Annotated in this window: 18 protein-coding genes and 1 pseudogene; 6 read left to right on the top strand and 13 right to left on the bottom strand. The window is 73.2% G+C overall.

Annotated features, from left to right (window positions below; translation table 11 throughout):
- Positions 1–178: 178 nt before the first annotated feature.
- Entirely contained in the window at positions 179–802 is a 624-nt protein-coding gene (locus OG736_RS35420; protein WP_327186023.1) for a TetR/AcrR family transcriptional regulator, read from the bottom strand.
- Between the two features lie 98 nt (positions 803–900).
- On the opposite strand from OG736_RS35420, the gene OG736_RS35415 reads away from it, so the two are divergent.
- Positions 901–1,812 carry an NAD(P)-dependent oxidoreductase gene (locus OG736_RS35415; protein ID WP_442817114.1) on the top strand — a complete coding sequence of 304 codons (912 nt, stop codon included), beginning with the start codon at positions 901–903 and terminating at the stop codon, positions 1,810–1,812.
- On the opposite strand, the gene OG736_RS35410 is transcribed toward OG736_RS35415, so the two are convergent.
- Positions 1,809–2,258, bottom strand: coding sequence for a TIGR03618 family F420-dependent PPOX class oxidoreductase (locus OG736_RS35410; protein ID WP_327186022.1), 450 nt, complete (start codon positions 2,256–2,258; stop codon positions 1,809–1,811). The genes OG736_RS35415 and OG736_RS35410 overlap by 4 nt on opposite strands.
- Positions 2,259–2,369: 111 nt before the next feature.
- On the opposite strand from OG736_RS35410, the gene OG736_RS35405 reads away from it, so the two are divergent.
- From OG736_RS35405 to OG736_RS35395, 3 genes are read left to right on the top strand one after another with little or no spacing between them, the layout of a single operon-like run.
- On the top strand, positions 2,370–2,990 hold the full coding sequence (locus OG736_RS35405) for a TetR/AcrR family transcriptional regulator (protein ID WP_327186021.1): 621 nt from the start codon (positions 2,370–2,372) through the stop codon (positions 2,988–2,990).
- A 53-nt stretch (positions 2,991–3,043) separates the two neighbouring features.
- The gene (locus OG736_RS35400) at positions 3,044–4,435 is read left to right on the top strand and encodes an MFS transporter (RefSeq protein WP_327187802.1); all 1,392 of its coding nucleotides are present in this window, start codon (positions 3,044–3,046) and stop codon (positions 4,433–4,435) included.
- A gap of 59 nt (positions 4,436–4,494) precedes the next feature.
- Positions 4,495–5,724 carry a serine hydrolase domain-containing protein gene (locus tag OG736_RS35395; protein ID WP_327186020.1) on the top strand — a complete coding sequence of 410 codons (1,230 nt, stop codon included), beginning with the start codon at positions 4,495–4,497 and terminating at the stop codon, positions 5,722–5,724.
- A gap of 8 nt (positions 5,725–5,732) precedes the next feature.
- Here the strand turns inward: OG736_RS35395 and OG736_RS35390 are convergent, their stop codons facing one another.
- From OG736_RS35390 to ribA, 4 genes are all read right to left on the bottom strand, one after another.
- Positions 5,733–6,941: a saccharopine dehydrogenase family protein gene (locus OG736_RS35390; protein WP_327186019.1), complete on the bottom strand. Its 1,209-nt coding sequence runs from the start codon at positions 6,939–6,941 to the stop codon at positions 5,733–5,735.
- The gene (locus OG736_RS35385) at positions 6,934–7,995 is read right to left on the bottom strand and encodes a saccharopine dehydrogenase (protein WP_327186018.1); all 1,062 of its coding nucleotides are present in this window, start codon (positions 7,993–7,995) and stop codon (positions 6,934–6,936) included. The genes OG736_RS35390 and OG736_RS35385 overlap by 8 nt, the downstream gene beginning before the upstream one ends.
- Positions 7,992–9,137, bottom strand: coding sequence for an NAD(P)/FAD-dependent oxidoreductase (locus tag OG736_RS35380; protein ID WP_327186017.1), 1,146 nt, complete (start codon positions 9,135–9,137; stop codon positions 7,992–7,994). Before OG736_RS35380 ends, OG736_RS35385 begins: the two co-directional genes overlap by 4 nt.
- 109 nt (positions 9,138–9,246) lie before the next feature.
- Positions 9,247–9,906, bottom strand: coding sequence for a GTP cyclohydrolase II (gene ribA / locus OG736_RS35375; protein WP_028806143.1), 660 nt, complete (start codon positions 9,904–9,906; stop codon positions 9,247–9,249).
- A gap of 38 nt (positions 9,907–9,944) precedes the next feature.
- On the opposite strand from ribA, the gene OG736_RS35370 reads away from it, so the two are divergent.
- Positions 9,945–10,790 (top strand): creatininase family protein, encoded by an 846-nt coding sequence (locus OG736_RS35370; RefSeq protein WP_327186016.1) that lies wholly within the window; start codon positions 9,945–9,947, stop codon positions 10,788–10,790.
- A 143-nt stretch (positions 10,791–10,933) separates the two neighbouring features.
- On the opposite strand, the pseudogene OG736_RS35365 reads toward OG736_RS35370, so the two are convergent.
- The 5 genes and pseudogenes from OG736_RS35365 to OG736_RS35345 all read right to left on the bottom strand — a co-directional run.
- Positions 10,934–11,659, bottom strand: a pseudogene (locus OG736_RS35365) (lysylphosphatidylglycerol synthase transmembrane domain-containing protein); the annotation flags it as partial.
- 287 nt (positions 11,660–11,946) lie between these two features.
- On the bottom strand, positions 11,947–12,966 hold the full coding sequence (locus tag OG736_RS35360; RefSeq protein WP_442817206.1) for a trans-aconitate methyltransferase: 1,020 nt from the start codon (positions 12,964–12,966) through the stop codon (positions 11,947–11,949).
- 128 nt (positions 12,967–13,094) lie between these two features.
- Entirely contained in the window at positions 13,095–14,291 is a 1,197-nt protein-coding gene (locus OG736_RS35355; protein ID WP_327186014.1) for a glycosyltransferase family 4 protein, read from the bottom strand.
- Positions 14,288–14,686 (bottom strand): 6-pyruvoyl trahydropterin synthase family protein, encoded by a 399-nt coding sequence (locus tag OG736_RS35350; protein WP_020125703.1) that lies wholly within the window; start codon positions 14,684–14,686, stop codon positions 14,288–14,290. Before OG736_RS35350 ends, OG736_RS35355 begins: the two co-directional genes overlap by 4 nt.
- 113 nt (positions 14,687–14,799) lie before the next feature.
- The gene (locus OG736_RS35345) at positions 14,800–15,789 is read right to left on the bottom strand and encodes a zinc-dependent alcohol dehydrogenase (RefSeq protein WP_327186013.1); all 990 of its coding nucleotides are present in this window, start codon (positions 15,787–15,789) and stop codon (positions 14,800–14,802) included.
- Between the two features lie 108 nt (positions 15,790–15,897).
- Between OG736_RS35345 and OG736_RS35340 the strand changes: the two genes are divergently transcribed.
- Positions 15,898–16,653, top strand: a complete 756-nt coding sequence (locus tag OG736_RS35340; RefSeq protein ID WP_327186012.1) for a CDP-alcohol phosphatidyltransferase family protein — start codon at positions 15,898–15,900, stop codon at positions 16,651–16,653.
- 73 nt (positions 16,654–16,726) lie between these two features.
- Here the strand turns inward: OG736_RS35340 and OG736_RS35335 are convergent, their stop codons facing one another.
- On the bottom strand, positions 16,727–17,485 hold the full coding sequence (locus OG736_RS35335) for a YcnI family protein (protein WP_327186011.1): 759 nt from the start codon (positions 17,483–17,485) through the stop codon (positions 16,727–16,729).
- A 55-nt stretch (positions 17,486–17,540) separates the two neighbouring features.
- Positions 17,541–18,158 carry a hypothetical protein gene (locus OG736_RS35330; protein WP_327186010.1) on the bottom strand — a complete coding sequence of 206 codons (618 nt, stop codon included), beginning with the start codon at positions 18,156–18,158 and terminating at the stop codon, positions 17,541–17,543.
- Positions 18,159–18,188 lie beyond the last annotated feature (30 nt).

The raw sequence follows: 18,188 nt of genomic DNA, 5'->3' as shown, positions 1-18,188 counted from the left end.
GACGTCGTAACTCCCTGAAGTCCCTGACCGGCAACTCTCCGAAACGGGATTTCCGTGGCTCCCGGTTCCGTGCCTCCCGAGCCCCCGGCCGCCTTCTCGGCGCCGGGGGCTCGGCCGTGCGGGCCGATGAGGCAGGGTGACGGTGGGGTGACGGATGGCGTGACAGGTGGGGTGACGCTCACTCCTGGGAAACGCCGGGAACGGCCCCCTCGACCGCCGCGTCCAGCAGGGGTGCCAGCTCCGTCGCGACCGTCGTCAGGGCCCGGACGTCCCGTTCCGCTCGGGCGATCAGGATCGCTCCCTCCAGGGCGCTGATCATGAGGGTGGCGAGCGCGCCGGCCCGGGCCGGCGGGACGCCCATGCCGGTCAGGGCCTCGGCGACCGGGCCGGTCCAGGAGGCGAACGCGGCGGCCACGGCCTCCCGGGTGGCGTCGTCGGAGGCCGCGCAGTCGACGGTCGCGGCGGCGACGGGACAGCCGGTGGCGAACCCGGACGCCGCGTACTCGTCCGTCCACTGGCGCACCATCGCGGCGAAGAGCCCGGCGGGAGTCGGCCCGCCGGCCCCCGCCGACTCGTCCAGGAAGCGGGCCACGCGTTTGCCGGCGTAGCGGCCCGCCCAGTCCACGGCCTCGTTGACGAGCTGCTGCTTGCCGCCCGGAAAGTAGTGCTGGAGCGAGCCCCGGGGCGCACCGGCGTGGACGGCGACCTCCCGCATTCCGGTCGCGCCGACTCCGTCGCGGCGGATGAGCTGGGCCGCGCTGAAGACCATCCGCTCACGGGGTCCGCGTTCGGGCACCGGCATGGTCGGCCTCCTCCGGGCTGGGGCACTCGCCGAATCCTGTGGAGGGGGAATCCTATGACCGCCGTCATAGGATTCGCTACTATGACCACTGTCATAGAGTGCAGGGAAAGGCGGCCGCCATTCGGGTCGGATTCATCGGGCTGGGCGTGATGGGTCGCCCCATGGCACTGCGGCTGGCCCGCGCCGGGACACCCCTCGTGGTGTGGAACCGCTCGACGGCCCCCGCCGAGGCCCTGCGCGCGGCCGGCGCCGAGGTCGCGGCGGACCCCGCCGACGTGTTCACCCGCACCGACGTCGTGATCCTCATGCTGGCCGACGACTCCGCCGTCGACGCCGTCCTCGGCCGCGGCACCCCGGGCTTCGGCGCGCGGGTCACCGGGCGCGTGGTCGTCACCATGGGCACGACCTCGCCCGAGTACTCGGGCGCGCTGGAGGCGGACGTGCGCGCGGCGGGTGGCCGGTACGTCGAGGCGCCCGTGTCCGGCTCGCGGGTCCCGGCCGAGCAGGGCCTGCTGGTGGCGATGCTCGCCGGTGAGGAGGAGGCCGTGGACACCGTACGGCCGCTGCTCGCCCCGATGTGTCACGAGACCTTCCGCTGCGGCCCGGCGCCCGGCGCGCTGCTGATGAAGCTCGCGGTGAACCTGTTCCTGATCACCCAGGTGACCGGCCTCACCGAGGCGTTCCACTTCGCGCAGCGGCAGGGACTGGACCGGCGGCTGTTCCTGGACGTCGTGGCGGCCGGCCCCCTGGCGAGCGGGGTCTCACGGATGAAGGCGCCCAAGCTGCTGACGGGCGACTTCGCGGTGCAGGCCGCCGCACGGGACGTCCTGAAGAACAACCGCCTCATCGCCGACGCCGCACGCGCCTCCGGCCTGGCCTCCCCGCTCCTCGACACCTGCCACGCCCTGTTCGAGGAGACCGTGGCCCTGGGCCACGCGGGCGCGGACATGGTCGCCGTCCTGCACGCCCTGGAAGCCCGCAGCGACGCCGGCGACGGGTCCACCGGCTAACCGTCGTTGGCGCCCTTGGGGATGCCGTACGCCCGCTCCACCCGGAGGCGCAGCACCAGGCGGCGGTCGCGGACCATGGCGGCGCGGTAGTCGTCCCAGTCGGGATGCTCGCCCACCAGGTCGCGGTAGAGGCGGACCAGTTCCTCCACGGTGGCGTCGTAGGGGTCCTCGGCGACCGGTGAGAGGTCGGCGGTGCCCTCGGCGACCGTGTAGGCGCGGCGGTCGGAGGCCGTGACGTGGTACGACGCCCGGGGGTCGCGCCGCAGGTTGCGGGTCTTGGCGCGGTCGTCCGTGACGGAGATCCGGATGACGCCCTCGTCCGGGTAGTAGCGGTGGCTGACGTTCGACAACTGGGGGCGGCCGTCGCGCTTGAGGGTGACCAGTACCCCACCGCGGCCCTCGGAGAGCAGTGCGATCAGCGCGTTCTGCGTCGTGTCCTGAGTCATGTCGACACAACCGGCGGCGCCCCGGGCCGCATTCCCCCGGGTCGCATTTCCGCACCTCGATCCGGCGCCCGTGAGTAGACACTGTCTACGCGCACCTGGTAGACAGTGTCTATGAGCGACCCCGAAAAGCCGGACCCCGATAGGCCGGTCTCCGAGACGCCGGACCCCGATCTGCGGACCCGTCTCGTCGACGTCGGCGTGGACCTGGTCTCCCAGGAGGGCGCCGGAGCGCTCACCCTGCGGGAGATCGCGCGCCGGGCCGGCGTCTCGCACGGTGCGCCGCGCCGCCACTTCCCCACCCATCTGGAGCTGCTGTCGGCCATCGCCCACCGCGGCTTCGCCCAGCTGGGCGCCCGGGTGACGACGACCCTGGGCGACGGCACCGCCGAGCCTCGCGATCAGTTGACCGAACTGGCGTGCGTCTACCTGGAGTTCGCGCTGGGCAATCCCGGCATGTACGAGCTGATGTTCCGTCATGATCTGCTGGAGAGCGGTCACTTGCGACTGCGGGACACCAGCCTTCCCCTGTTCGGCGTCCTGGTGGGCCTGGTCGGCCGGGTCCGGCCCGACAGTGACGCCCGGTCGGTCGCCGGCGCGCTGTGGGCGAACCTGCACGGCATCGCCCAGCTCTGGCGCTGGGGGAGCCTCCAACTCGCCACGGGAAGCGACGACTTCGCACCCCTTCTGCGGACCGCCCTGGACGCGCATCTCGGGCCGGAGGCCGACCGGTGAAGCGTCCGCGCCCCTCCCTGCCCCTCACGCTGGCGAGCAGCGTGGCCGGTGCCATGGTGGTCGCCCTCGACGGCACCGTGCTCACCGTCGCCCAGCCCACCCTGCGCCGCGACCTGGACGCCTCCTTCACCCAGGTCCAGTGGACCAGCACCGGGTATCTCGTCGCGGTGGCGGGCCTGTTGGTGTTCGCCGGGCGGCTCGGGGACCGTTACGGACACCGACGCACCTTCGCCCTCGGCATGCTCGGCTTCGGCGCCGCGTCGGCGGGCATCGCACTGGCGCCGGACGTCGGCTGGGTGATCGGGCTGCGGGTCGTGCAGGGGGTGTTCGGAGCGCTGTTGCAGCCGGCCACGCTGGGGATGCTGCGGGCCGCCTACCCGCCCGAGCGGCTGCGGACGCCGATCGCCGTGCGCACCGCGTCCATCGGGGTGGCCGCGGCGGCCGGACCTGTGGTGGGCGGCGCGCTGGCCACCGAGTTCGGCTGGCGGGCCGTGTTCCTCCTCAACATCGTGCCCTCGCTGGTGTTCGGCCTGCTCGCCCTCGCCTCCCGGAACCGCGGGGAGGGCCGGGACCGACGGGACCGTTCGGGTCCTGCCGCCGGCGTCCCGCTCGACCTGCCCGGCGCCCTGCTGCTCGCCGTGGCCCTGGCCTGCCTGGTGCACACGCTCGTCGCTCTCCCCGGCGTGACGTGGTCGGCGCCGGTCGCCCTCCTCGCCGGCGCCGCCTTCGTACGGCACGAGCGCCGGACGGGCTCCCCGCTGCTGCCGCCGGAGGTCGTGGGCTCCCGGGCGGTCGGCGGGGCGCTCGGTGTGCTCGTCATCGCGTCCGCGGCCCTCAACGGCGGACTGCTGACCTGCGTCTACGTGCTCCAGGACGACCTGGGGCTGACCCCGCTGCGCAGCGCGCTGCTCAGCCTTCCGCTGGCCGTGATGCTGGTGGCCGCCGCGCCCGCCTCCGCCGTCCTGCTGCGCCGGTCCGGGGCCCGCGTCACGGTCGCCGGAGCGATGATCGTCCTCGCCGCCGGTCTCCTCGTCCTCTCCCGGGCCTCGGCGCCGGTCGCTCTCTGCACCGGGTTCGCGCTGGTGGGCGCCGGGTTCGGCACCGTGATGGTCGCGGCGACCCATGTCGTCGTACGGCAGGCCCCCGCGGAGTCGGCCGGGGTGGCCGGCGGGTTGCAGCAGACCGCGATGAACGTGGGGCCGGTGCTGGGGGTGGCTTCGGCAACCGTGCTCATGGACCTCGGGGCGACGCGCGCACCCCTGGTCGTACTGGCGTTCGTGGCCGCGGCGGCGCTATCGGTCTGCCGGGCGCTGCCAGGCGGTTCGCGGACCGCTCCCGCCGCCCCTCCCGTCGGCACCTCGGCTGGTGGAAGCGACGCAACGCACACCGATCACGGTGCCGAAAGGGGTCCGCACACGCGTTCCCTACGCGACCATGAGGTCTGAGGTCGTCCGGGCGGGGTAGGCCGGGACCGCACCTTGAACAAGCGCACCGGAGGAAAACCATGGCACTGCTGCGGCAAGAGGTCGACCCGAGCGAGGTCGGACTGGACGCGAAGGCGCTGGACCGGCTCGACCAGCACGTCGCCCACTTCGTCGACGAGGGGCGCCTGCCCGGGTTCCTGGTGGCCGTCTCCCGCGGCGGCCGGGTCGCCCACCTCACCGCGCACGGTCACCGTGACGTCGCCGCCGGACTGCCGGTCGAGGCCGACACCCTCTACCGGATCTACTCGATGACCAAGCCGGTCACCTCGGTCGCCGCACTGATACTGGTCGAGGAGGGCCGGCTGCGCCTCGACGACCCGGTCGCCGACCACCTCCCGGCCTTCGCCGACCAGCGGGTGTACGTGGAGGGCTCGGGCGCCGGTCTCACCACCCGCCCGGTCGGGCAGCCCCTGCTGGTGAAGCATCTGATGACGCACACCGCGGGCCTGACCTTCGCCTTCTACCACTGCCACCCCGTCGACGCCCTGTACCGCGAGGCCGGTCTGGAGTCGGCGGTGCTGCCGGGCTCGGACCTGGCCGGGACGGTGGAGGCGTACGCGCGGCTGCCGCTCCAGTTCGAGCCGGGCACGCAGTGGAACTACTCGGTGGCAACCAACGTCCTGGGCCGGATCATCGAGGTCGTCTCCGGCCGACCGCTGGACGAGTTCATCGCCGAGCGGATCTTCCGCCCGCTCGGCATGCCGGACGCCGGGTTCCAGGTCACGGACGAACAGGCCGGCCGACTGGCGGAGCTGTACAGCGACGCCGACAGCGGAGGGATCGAGCGGATCCCGGGCCTGCCGCTGTTCGGCCGCCCCCGGTTCCTGTCGGGCAGCGGCGGTATGGTGGCGACCGCATACGACATCCACCGTTTCAGTGAGCTGCTGCGCCGCCGCGGCGAGCTCGACGGCGTACGCCTGCTCCAGCCCGAAACGGTCGACCTGATGACCCGCAACCACCTCCCCGGCGGCGCCGACCTGCGTACCTTCGGCAGCCGCCCGGCCCACGACGAACCCGGCAACGACGGTGTCGGCTTCGGCCTCGGGGTCTCCGTGGTGACCGACCCGAGCCGCACCCAGGCCCCCTCCGGGCTCGGCACCTACGGCTGGAGCGGCGTCGCCACGACCACGTTCTGGATCGACCCGAGCCGCGATCTGAGTGTCCAGTTCCTGACCCAGCTGAGGCCGCGGAAGTCCCTGAAGCTCTACCCCGAGCTCAAGCGACTGGTCCACGAGGCGATCACCGACTGACCGGCCCGTCAGCCCGCGACCCGTAGCGTGAACTCGAGCCCCTGGTGCCTGAGTTCACGAAGCCATTGCTCGGAGCGCGGTGCGGTCTCGGCCGCGCGGCTCAGCCCGGGTGACAGGGAGCCGTCCAGGATGTGCCGGACGCCCAGGGCCAGTGGTCGGGAGACGCAGCGTGCCATCGCGCTCTCCTCCTCGTCGCCCTCGAGGTCCAGGAGGTAACTCCCGGACCACACCGAGCCGTTGCCGACATCCCCGGCCTGGTCGCCCGCGTCGCCGCCGTCACCCGTGCCGCTCCCGGGCACCCGTACCTCCAGCGACACGGCGAGGACCACGCGGTCGCGGTCGGTGTCCGTGGTCGGGTGGGCGGCCGCCAGCTCCTTGGCCAGCGCGGCGATACCGGCGTCATCACCCGTCCTCAGCCGCTCGAAGACCGTGTCCCAGGCCCGCAGCCAGCCGTCCAGGCGCAGGGTGCCGCGTACGAAGGTCTGCGGCCTCCAGGCCCGTGGCAGCTCGTACTGCTCGATGAACGGAACGCTGTCGCGGTTGGGGTAGACCTCGAAGGTCTCGCCGTCGACGAGATGCTCCCGGGTGGCCTCCCAGGGCCGGGCGACCACGGTCTCGGTGCCGTTCTCGACGTAACGCGCGGTCGAGCGAAGGGCGTTGAGGACGCCGAAGGGTGCCCAGCTGAAGCGGTACCTGAAGTCGTTGGGAACGGCCGGGACGCCTCCGCAGTACGAGGTGAGGCGGTACGTGGCCGCCGTGTCGTCGCCGATCGCCCGCCGGGCGCGCGCCACCAGGCTGTGCGCGAAGAGGTGGTCGATGCCCGGGTCGAGCCCGGCCTCGGTGAGAACGACGAGCCCGGCCCCGGTGGCCGCGGGCACCTGCTCCAGCACCGCGTCGGAGACATAGCTGGAGCACGCGAAGTGGGCCCGCCGGGTCACGCAGGCCGCCAGGAGCGCCGCATGCTCGGACGCGGGCAGCATCGACACCACGACGTCCCCGGGCGCCAGTCGCCCGGTGAGCGCGTCGAGGGTGTAGGCGAGCGGCTCGGCGCGTCCGGTCAGACCCAGCCGGTCGAGGGCCTCGGCCGCCCGCTCCACCGTGCGGTGCCACAGCCGCACGCCGTCGGTGTGTTCGCACAGGGCGGCCAGGCCGCTGCCCGTGGAGAGGCCGGCGCCGATCCAGTGGACGGTGCCGCTCGCCGGAACCAGGTCAGGCACGGCCGAACTCCTCTTCTGTCACGCCGAGTTCGCGGGAGGCTCGACGAAAACGGTCCAGACAGCGGCCCCACGGTCCGCCGACGCCGAAGTCCAACAGTTGTGGCGTCAGGTCCGCCGAGAAGTCGACGCTGGACTCACGCGGCAGCAGGGACGGCAGGTTGTCGATGGCGATCAGGTCGAGCGGGGGTTCCTTGCGCAGCCGGCGCACGGGGTCCGTCCACTCGGTGGTGCGGTCGTACACCGGCAGTACGTTGAGGGGCGAGCCCACGTCGCAGGTGACGTCGGAGAGGGTGCGCAGCCGGCGGGCCGGGTCGTCGAGGTCCTCCTCACGGACGAACGGCGGCACCGGGGTCGTGGCGAGGACGCAGTTGACCATCACGTCGTGGGCCAGCAGGGCGGCGCGGTCCAGGTCACCGGTCTCCGCCAGGTCCCAGCAGGTGGGTTCGGCTCCGGCCGTGGCGAACGCGGCCCGTGCGCCCCGGCCGCTGCGGCCCAGGGCGCCGACGACGAGGGCGGTGAACTCCTCGTCACCGGGGGCCGGACGCAGCGTCTCGTCCAACGCGTCCTTGCCGGTGGGGCGCAGGGGGGCGGTCAGCCGGCCCCGGTGCTGGAGGACCGCCAGGGCCGCGCCCAGGTAGCCCGCCCAGAATCCGAAGGCCGCCAGGCGACGGCCGTCGTCGTCGACCAGGTACTCCAGGTCCAGGAGCTCCCCTCCCCCGGCGGCGAACCGGCGCAACAGGTCCGCGGCACCCGGTTGTTGCTTGTACGCGTGCCCGAAGAAGATATGACGGTGCCTCAGCTCCGTCGGCCGGTCGGGGAGTTCCTTCAGACCGAGGACGACCGCCTCGGCCGGCGCGGACACCCAGGAGCCCTCGGGGGCGATCCGGGCGCCGACGGCCTCGTACTCCCGCGCCGGGAAGACACGCTGCGGGGAGTCCTCGACGGTCAGTTCCACGCCGGCCTCGACGAGGCGGCGGGCGTCGTCGGGGACGACCGGGGTGCGCCGTTCGGTGGTGCGGGCCTCGTGCCGCAGCCACAGGTGCAGTTCGGTCATACGCGGTTGACCTCCGGACGCGGGGCGTCGGCCGCGAAACGGTCGGCGCTCAGGGGGGTGACGTCCACGAAGGGTACGCGGCCGAGAATCAGGTCGCGGACCACCTCGCCGACGGCCGGTCCCTGGAGGAAACCATGGCCGGAGAAGCCGGTCGCATACAGAAAGCGGGATACCGAAGACGCCTCGCCGATCAACGCGTTGTGGTCCGGGGTGACCTCGTACAGCCCCGCCCAGCCACCCGTGCGGCGCAGGTCGAGAAGGGCGGGGGCGCGGCGCTCCATGGCCGCGGCGAGCCGGGGGATCCACCGGTCGTGGGTGTCGGTGGCGAAGCCCGGCCGTTCGTCGGGGTCGGACATGCCGACCAGCAGACCGGGGCCCTCGCCGTGGAAGTAGAGGCTGCTGGTGAAGTCGATGGTCATGGGGAGGTCCGGCGGCAGACCGGGGACCGGTTCGGTGACCGCGATCTGGCGGCGCAGCGGCTGCACCGGCAGCTCCACGCCGGCCATCGCGCCGACGGCCCTGGACCAGGCGCCGGCCGCGCAGACCACCGTGTCGGTGGTGACGCGGCCGAGGGTGGTCTGCACGGCGGTGATCGTGGCGCCCTGCCGTTCGATGCCGGTGACCGCGGTGTGCCGCAGGATGCGCGCCCCGTACCGGCGGGCGGCGGCCGCATACCCGTGGACGACGGCCTCCGGGGTGCAGTACCCGTCGTCGGGCGAGAACGCGGCCGCGCGTAACCCGTCGGTGCGGATCAGCGGGGAGAGGCGCTGCGCCTCGGCCGGGTCGATCATGCGGCTGGGCACCCCGAGCGCGTTCTGCAGCCGCACGCCGGCCTCGAAGGAGGCGACCTCCTCGGGTGTGGACAGCAGGAACAGGTAGCCGACGCGGTGCAGCCCGATGTCGTACCCGGTCTCCTCCGCGAACCGCCCGAAGCTCTCCAGGCTGCGCGCCCCGAGCTGGATGTTCAGCTCGTCGGAGAACTGGGCGCGCACCCCGCCGGCGGCTTTCGAGGTCGAGCCCGCGGCGAGTTCGTCGCGCTCCACCAGCAGGACGTCATGGACGCCGGCGGCGGCGAGGTGGTAGGCGATGCTCGTGCCCATCACCCCGCCGCCGATGACGACTACCGAGGCATGCGTGTTCACCCGAGCGGCTCCTTGTCACGGCGGCACCGGCCCGTACGCCGGGACCGGGGCTGTCGTACGCCATGGCCGCCGTGATCCCTACCCGTCGGGGCGGCGGTCCCAAGCCCGATCAGGACCAGTGCGCCACCGCGTCCAGGTGGGGCAGCCGGTGGTCCAGGCGCTCCCGCTTGGTGCGCAGGTAGGTGATGTTGTTCTCGCACGGCTCGATCAGCAGCGGGACCTCCTCGGCGACCCGGATGCCGTTGTCCACCAGTGCTTCGCGCTTGCGCGGGTTGTTCGACATCAGGCGGACGGAGTCGACGCCCAGGTCGCGCAGGATGTCGGCGGCCACCTTGTAGTCGCGGGCGTCGACGGGGAATCCGAGCGCGACGTTCGCCTCGACGGTGTCCAGGCCCTCCGCCTGCAACGCCATCGCCCGCAGCTTGCCGAGCAGCCCGATCCCCCGGCCCTCGTGCCCGCGCAGATAGACGACCACGCCGCGGCCCTCGGCGACGACCGCCCGCAGCGCGGACGCCAGCTGGTCGCCGCACTCGCAGTGCTGGGAGCCGAACGCGTCGCCGGTCAGGCATTCCGAGTGCAGCCGGGTCAGCACGTCCTCGGTGCCGATCTCGCCGTAGACCAGGGCGACTTGCTCGTCACCGCGGTCGTGGTCCATGTAACCGACCGCCTGGAATTTCCCGTACACGGTGGGCAGGGGTGCATTCACCACGCGTTCCACACCGGTGCGCTGCGGGGTCTTCGTGCCGAGTACGCCAATTTTTTCTGTCATGATCTGGTTCCTAAGCAGAGACGAAGGGCCGGGAAGAAATGAGTGGTTCGGAAATACGGTCGGCGGCGTACGGACTGGTGCCGACGGACACGTCCGAGGACGTACGGACCCGGGGCGCCGGCGTCGCGACACAGGTGGCGGTCCTGCCCGTCGGAAGCTTCGAACAGCACGGACCGTACCTGCCGTTGGCCACCGACACACTGGTCGCCTGTGCCATCGCCCGGGAGATCGCCGGGGCGTACCCGGTGCACCTCCTCCCGCCGGTGACCATCGCCTGCTCCCACGAGCACTCGGCCTGGCCGGGAACCGTCAGCATCTCCTCCGTGACCCTTCACGCGGTGGTACGGGACATAGCGGCGTCGCTGCGCCGCTCGGGCGTCGAGGCCTTGGTGCTGGTCAACGGACACGGCGGGAACTACGTCCTGGGCAACGTCGTCCAGGAGTCCTCCGCCGCAGGTGAGCGGATGGCCCTCTTCCCGGCCCCGGAGGACTGGGAGGCGGCGCTGGAGCGGTCCGGGGTGTCGACCTCGCTGCTCACCGACATGCACGCCGGGGAGATCGAGACCTCGATCCTGTTGCACGCCCACCCCGAACTCGTCCGGCCCGGTTATGAGTCGGCCGATTTCGTCGCGGACGACCGCCGTCATCTGCTCACGCTGGGAATGTCCGCCTATACCGATTCGGGCGTCATCGGCCGTCCTTCCCTGGGGTCCGCGGAAAAGGGGAAGGAACTCCTGGCGAGCCTGGCGGATTCCTTCGGCGCATATTTCTCCTTGCTGACCACGGGAACTCCGACGGCTTCGGGAACCGAAACCCGTACCGCCGCGACCGGTGAGTCCGACGCAGGTGACGACTCCGCAGCGGGTGCCGCGACGTCGTCGTGACGCCGCTCGTCGAGCCCGGGGCCCGTGTCTGCGGCGGCCCCGGCCCGCAGCCCCGCGTACCAGCGGACGACCAGCACGACCGCCCCCGGCAGCGCCGCCACGAAGCTGAGCACGCCGTACACGACGGCGACCGCGAGACCGGTGCTCGCGCCGAGCCCGGCGGCGCCGAACGCCCAGGCGGTGACGCCCTCGCGCGGCCCCCAGCCGCCGACGTTCAGCGGCAGGCCCATGGCGAGCAGGGCGAGGACGGCGATCGGCAGCAGCTCGAGGACGGAGGCGTCGGAGCCGGCGACCCGGGCTGCCACGACGAACATCCCGAGGTGCCCGGCCAGTACGACCGCCGACGACACGGCGACGCCCGGCCCGTTGCGTCGCGACAGCAGTCCCTCGCGCGCCTCGGCCAGTCCCGCCCGCAGCCGGCCGCCGCGCCGCGGTGCCGAGGAGTTCATCCGGACGGCGAGGACGACGGCGAGTGCGCCCACGCCGGCCAGCAGGACCAGCGGGGCGATGTGCCGTACGTCCTGCATGACCGGGGAGGGCAGGGTCAGCAGGACCGTTACGCCTGCGACGGCCAGCACGAGCTGCCCCGCGGTGCGCTCCAGGACCACGGCCCGCACGCCGCGTCCCACGTCACCGGCGCTCTGCCCGTGCCGTACCGCGCGGTGCACGTCGCCGAGGACGCCACCGGGCAGGGCCGCGTTGAGGAACAGCGCCCGGTAGTAGTCGGCGACGGCCGGGCCGAGCGGCAGCCGGATGCGCAGCCCGCGGGCCACCAGCGCCCATCGCCAGGCGCTGAACACCGTGGTGACCGCGCCTATCCCAAGCCCCACCAGCAGCGTCGGCACGTCGATGCGGCGCAGTCCGTCCATGAATACCCCGGTGCCCAGCCGCCACAGCAACACACTGAGGATGGCGACTCCGGCGACCGTCCCGAAGTGCGTGCGGACGGCTCGGTTGCCGAGCAGGGCGCGCAGCCGGGAGGGCTTCTTCGCCCGCGGCCCGGTCACGATGACACCGATCCGGGCCTCGGACACGGCGGCGCCGGTGCGGGCCACCGTGGGGCTGCGCAGGGGCCGGCGCGCGACCGTCCTGGCTCCCTCCGCCCACCCGGCCGGCGGCGCGACCGCCACCCGGGGGCTCACCGTCTCCGCGCTCATCAGACCCCGCCCGTCGGCCGGGCCAGTGCCAGCAGGTCGCTGTGGTGGACGGTGACGTGCAGTTCGCCCGCCGCGCAGGCCGCCAGCCGGGCGGCCAGGTAGGCCTCGGCGCGCTCGGCCAGTGCGGGGCGCTCCTCCACGGCCGCGCCGACCCAGCCGCGCAGCCACTGTGCGGTCAGGCCCACGTTCTCGGGGCCGAGCCGCCACGGGCTCGGGTGCACCTTGACGGTCGCGCCGTGGGCGGCGAACGCCTCGCAGGCGACGGTCACCGAGTCGGGGCCGAGGAGACCGCCGCGCCGCTGGTGGTCGTTGAAGGCGGCGGCGATCTCGTCGTCCAGCGGGTCCGGCGCGCTGAGTTCGACGCGTCCGGCGACCGAGAGGGTCAGCAGCGCCGGGCAGCCGGCGCCGGCACAGGCCGCGGCGAGCGTCTCGACCTCCTCGCGGGTGAGGACGTCGAGCAGCGCGGACGCGGTGACCAGGGAGGCGCCGAGCAGGGCGTCCGGGGTGAGGCGGGCGACGTCGCCGCGCCGGGTCTCGACGGTGACCCGGCTGCCGTCGGCGGCCGCCCGGGGCGAGGCGACGGCCGCGAAGTGCAGGAGATAGGGGTCACGGTCGTGCAGGATCCAGTGCTGGGCGCCGTCCAGGCGGGGGGCCAGCCAGCGGCCCATCGAGCCGGTGCCGCACCCCAGGTCGTGGATGGCGAGACCGCCGCGTCCGGGCAGGTTGGCGAGCCGGATCCGCAGCGGGTCCAGCAGTTCCATCGACCGGGCGGCGGCGTCGGCGGGCTCGCGCAGCTCCAGCCACTCGGGGGCGTAACGGGGCTGCTCGTCCGGTCCGACGTCCCGCAGCCGCACGGTGGGCTGCTCCCCGGTCCGGCTCACCGGTCCGGCGCCGGCGATCACGCCGAGCACCGCGTCGTCGGCACCGGAACCCAGCGGCTCCACCACGGACTCCGCACCGGCGACCCCGGCCTGTGGCACAGAACCGGAACCCGTACCGGAAGTCGCCGCCTGCGCCACCGCGCGTGCCGCGGAGCCGCCGTCGGGGATCAGGGACTCCACCATGGAATCAGCCTCCTTGCGGACCGGTTGTGCCGGAATGCCGCCCACGCGTCGTGCCACGTCGGCCGGGGTCGCCGTCGTCTTCCTCATGCCGCCCTCCGGGGTTCGCCGGGAAGCCTGCCCAGGACGCCGGCCAGGCTCTGGGCGGTCGTCGCCCAGCCGTTCAGGGCCGCCCGGCGACCCCGCGCGGCCGCCTTCAGACGACGTCGTACGTCGGCCTCGCCGAACCAGCCGCGCAGTTCGACCGCGAGGGCGGCCGGGTCCTCCGGCGGGACGAGGATGCCGGGGACACCGCCGTCGGGCGCGCGGCCGACCGCTTCGGGCAGCCCGCCGACGTCCGTCGCGAGGACGGGGATGCCGCGGGCGAGCGCCTCGGTGACGGCCATGCCGTACGTCTCCGCGTAGGAGGTGAGGACCATCAGGTCGGCGGAGGCGTAGGCGGCGTCGAGCTCGGCGCCGGCCTTCGGGCCCGCCAGCTCCAGCCGGTCCTGAAGGCCGTACTGGGCGATCAGACCCCGCAGATGGGCGACGTACTCCGGGTCCTGCCCGAGTCCGCCCACGCACACGCAGCTCCACGGCAGGTCTCTCGCCGCGGCCAGCGCCTCCACCAGCCGGTGCTGGCCCTTGCGGGGAGTCACGGCGGCCACGCACAGCAGGCGCGAGACGCCGTCGGTACCGGAGGCGAGGGGGGCGATGTCGGCGCCGGGGGCGGCGACATGCACACGCTCGGGGGCGAGGCCGTGGTGGGAGACGAGGCGGCGCACCGCCCACTCGCTGGTCGCGACGACGGCCGGGACGGCCCGCAGCACGGCCCGCTCCTTGGCGTCGAGCTCGGCGGCCACCTCGGGGGCGAGGCCCCGCTCGTCACCGAGCGGCAGGTGGACGAGGACGACGAGCCGCAGCCGCTCCGCCTCGGGGGCGATGATCTCCGGGACCCCGCAGGCCACCAGCCCGTCGAGGAGGACGACCGTGCCGTCGGGGAACTCCCGCAGCGTCCGCGCCAGTTCCGCCCGGGCGGCCGCCTCCGGGCGGGGCCAGGAACCGGACACCTGATGCTTGTGCACCTGCCAGCCGAAGCCGGGCAGATCCAGGCACAGGCGCCGGTCGTAGGCGTTGCCGCCGCTCGGGTTCGCCGGGTCGTCGACACCGCCCGGCATCACGAACTGCACGGAGCGCAGGGACATGGGGATGATCCCGCCGATCTTGGGAAGCGCGGCCTGCGCGGGCACGTACGCGAGCGGCGCCTTGGGCACGGCCGCCTTCTCCAGGGTCACGTCGGTCACAGCGCACGCTCGTAACTCGCCCAGGCGACGTGCGACTCGTGCAGGCTGACCGCGATGGCGGCGATGCCCCGGGCGCCCTCGCCGAGCGCGCCCTTGTGGATCCGCTCCGCGAGCCGGTCCGCGACGACCTTGGCCAGGAACTCGGTCGAGGTGTTGACCCCGGCGAAGTCGGGCTCGTTGTCGAGGTTGCGGTAGTTCAGCTCGCTGACCACGGCGCCGAGCTCCTGCGTGGCCAGCCCGATGTCGACGACGATGTTGTCGTCGTCCAGCTGCTCGCGGCGGAATGTGGCGTCCACGAGGAACGTCGCTCCGTGCAGGCGCTGCGCGGGTCCGAAGACCTCGCCGCGGAAGCTGTGGGCGATCATGATGTGATCGCGGACGGTGACACTGAACAACGGACGACCCTCCAGGTGCGGCGCCTCTGCTCCCCCCGGCCGTTGGCCGCCCGGGGGATGCCGTGTAGTACGGACCTTCGCTTCCCCTTGTTCAGCCCGATCTCACTCTTTTCTCAGGTCAGGCGCTCTTGTTCGTACCGGATGCGGTGACACAGGGCCGGAATCTCGCCTGCCGCGAGCTTCGGCATCACCTCCGGCAGCTCCTCGAAAGCGCTGTCTCCGGTGACGAGGGCGTCGAGCGCCGGGTCGGCCAGCAGCTCCAGGGCGAGCGCGAGCCGGTCGGCGTACGTCCGGCTGGAGCGCCGGGCCGGGGAGACGGTGCCGACCTGGCTGCTGCGGATGACCAGCCGCCGGGAGTGGAAGTCCTCGCCGAGCGGGAGGGAGACCTTCCGGTCGCCGTACCAGCTCAGTTCGAGGACGGTGCCCTCGGCGGACAGCAGCTCCAGGGAACGGGCGAGGCCCTGTTCGGTGGCGCTGGCGTGCACGACGAGGTCGAGACCGCCCCGGGCGTCCTCGGGGGAGGCGAAGTCGACGCCGAGGGCCTCGGCGACCTTCGCCCGTGCCGGGTCGGCGTCCACCAACTGCACGCGGACGCCGGGGAAGCGGGCGAGCAACGCGGCCACCGAACAGCCGATCATGCCGCCGCCGACCACCGCGATCCGGTCGCCGACCAGCGGCGCCGCGTCCCACAGCGCGTTGACGGCCGTCTCGACGGTGCCGGCGAGGACGGCCCGCGGCGCGGGCACCGAGTCCGGTACGACCGTCACCGCCGCCGCCGGGACGACGTACCGCGTCTGGTGCGGGTAGAGGCAGAAGACCGTGCGTCCGACGAGCGCCGCCGGTCCCTTCTCCACCACCCCGACGTTGAGGTAGCCGTACTTCACGGGCGCCGGGAAGTCGCCCTCCTGGAACGGCGCCCGCATCGCCGAGTGCTGGCTCCCGGGCACCCCGCCGCGGAAGACGAGGGTCTCCGTGCCACGGCTGACGCCGGACCACAGCGAGCGCACCAATACCTCGTCCTCGGCCGGGTCGGGAACGACGACCTCGCGGATCTCCCCTTCCCCCGGAGAGCTGACCCAGAACGCACGAGCGGTGACAGACATCGGCATCCTCCTGAACGATCGGCAACCGGCCCACGTACCGAGGTGTGCACAGTCCGCGCACAGTACGCGGCACTGATCATCTTTGTCATCTGGCCGGAGGAATGTGCGGTGGCCCTGAACAACACTTACGACGCAAGGCTGGTCCAGCAGGAGACCGCTGTGGGAGCGGGCGTTCAGATCCTGTTGCTGGCTCTGCTCGGCTCGGCGATCGGCCTGGGGCCGGCGGGCTGGGTGACCGGTCTCGTCTTCGCCATCGCCACCTGGGGGGTGCTCTCCCGGGCGCTGCACCGCTCCAGCCTGCGCTCGTTCGGCCCGGCCAACCGGGTGACGCTCGGCCGGGCGACCCTGGTCGGCGGGGTGACCGCGCTGGTCGCGGACTCCTTCGAGAGCACGCCGCCGGTGACGTTGCTGGTCGGCCTGACGGCCGTGGCCCTGATCCTCGACGGCGTCGACGGCAAGGTCGCCCGCCGTACCGGCACCTCGACGGCGCTGGGCGCGCGCTTCGACATGGAGGTCGACGCGTTCCTGATCCTGGTGCTCAGCGTGTACGTCTCGATGGCGCTCGGACCGTGGGTCCTCCTGATCGGCGGCATGCGCTACGTGTTCGTCGCGGCGGCCCGCGTCGCTCCCTGGCTCAACGCCCCGCTCCCGCCGAGCACCGCCCGCAAGACGGTCGCCGCGCTCCAGGGTGTCCTGCTGCTGCTGGCGGGCGCGAACCTGCTGCCGTACGCGGCCAACTTCGCCGTCGTCCTGCTGGCGCTGGGCTCGCTGGTGTGGTCCTTCGGCCGGGACGTGCTGTGGCTGTGGCGGACCTCGCGGATCGCCGCGCACGCTCCGGCGCCGAAGGTCCTGGAGCTCGTGTAGTTCCGCTCTCCCATGGGGCAGGGCCCGGACCGGGTGCACGGTCCGGGCCCTGCCCCATGGGCTTCCCGCGTGGTTACGACCGTGCCGACCGCGTCCGTACGACGGCGAAGGCGGCCGCCGCGAGGCCCAGCACGCCGACGACCAGCCCCGCGACGCCCAGTCCGCGGGCGGTGGAGTCACTGGCGTCGGCTGCGGTGACCCGGGCGGCGCCGGTCTTGGTGCCCTCCGCGCCGCTCGTGCCGTCCGTGCTCTGCGAGGCGGCGTCGGAGATGTTGTCGCTGTCGTCCGCCGCCGCTGTCAGCTTCAGCACCGGCGCCGGGTCCTCCGGTTCGTCCGCGCCCGCCTCGGCCTCTTCGATCCAGCGGACGGTCTTGCCGTCGGAGTAGGTCTGGAGGGTCTTGAAGCCCAGCTGAGCCGTGTCGTCGGGGAGCTGACCGAAGGCGACGTCGAAGTCCTCGTACTGGCCGGCGCCGATCTTCCCGCCGGTCCAGGTGATCTCGGAGACGGCCTCGGTGATGGTGCCGTCGTCGGTCTTGACCGGCGTCTTGAGCTTCGTGGTCGTCACCTTCGCGGTCCAGCCGTCCTGCGGATGGACCAGCACGCCGAGCACGGGGTGGTCGGTGGGCAGGAAGACCTGGACCTCGGTGGTGCTCGCGGTGTCCTCCTCGTTGGGGACCCGGAAGCTGAGGACGCCGTCCGTGGCGCCCTTGGCGTAGCTCTCGGGGTGCACGGTGACGTGCGCGGAGGCGACGCCGGCGGCGGCGAGGACCGCGGCGGCGGCGAGCACGGTGCCGAGACCGGCGCGGCGCAGGGCGGGGTGTGTCGTGGACATGAGTGGGTGATCTCCGTACAGGAAGGATGGGGTCCGGCTCGGGGCCGGCTCGGGGTCAGATCGCGTACGGGATCGGGGCGGGCGGTCCGCGGCGGCTCACCGCATGGCGCAGCAGCAGCTGCCGGAGCGGGACGGGAGCCGGCGTGGCGGGGTGGAGCGACGGCACGGGCAGTGGGACGGGGGTCCCCCGCCACCAGGCCGCGAGGCCCGGCAGGAAGGCGACCGCCCAACGCAGCAGCGACCACAGGGCGGCCTCTCCGCGCCGCAGCCACCAGGAGGCGGCGAGCGCGGCGAGGACATGGGCCGCTGTCGCGTGCGCGGTCATCGCCGAGGCGGTGTGGGCATGGAGTTGCATACCGTGCGCGTGCATGCCGTGCGCGGACGTCATGGGCATCGCGGGCATGGTCTGCGCGGCCGTACGGGAGCGGGCCGCGTCGAAGGCGACGTGCAGGCCTGCCTGGGTGGCCAGCACGGCCGCGCCGATCCCGGGGAGGGCGCGTTCCCGGGCGGCGAGCAGCCACCCGACGGCGAAGACGGCCAGGAATGCGGCGCCGTCAGCCCACAGCGGCGGCGTGTCACCCGTGGCGAGCCCGTGCCCCGCGGCGGCCAGCAGCACGCACACCGCGGCGAACACCGCGGCGCGCAGGCTCCGGACGGCCGGGGACGCACTCATGGTGAGGGATCCTCCCACGCTCGACTGATA

It is taken from the genome of Streptomyces sp. NBC_01334 (assembly GCF_035983595.1).
Classification (GTDB): Bacteria; Actinomycetota; Actinomycetes; order Streptomycetales; family Streptomycetaceae; genus Streptomyces; species Streptomyces coriariae.
This window is presented reverse-complemented; position numbering and strand designations above follow the sequence as displayed.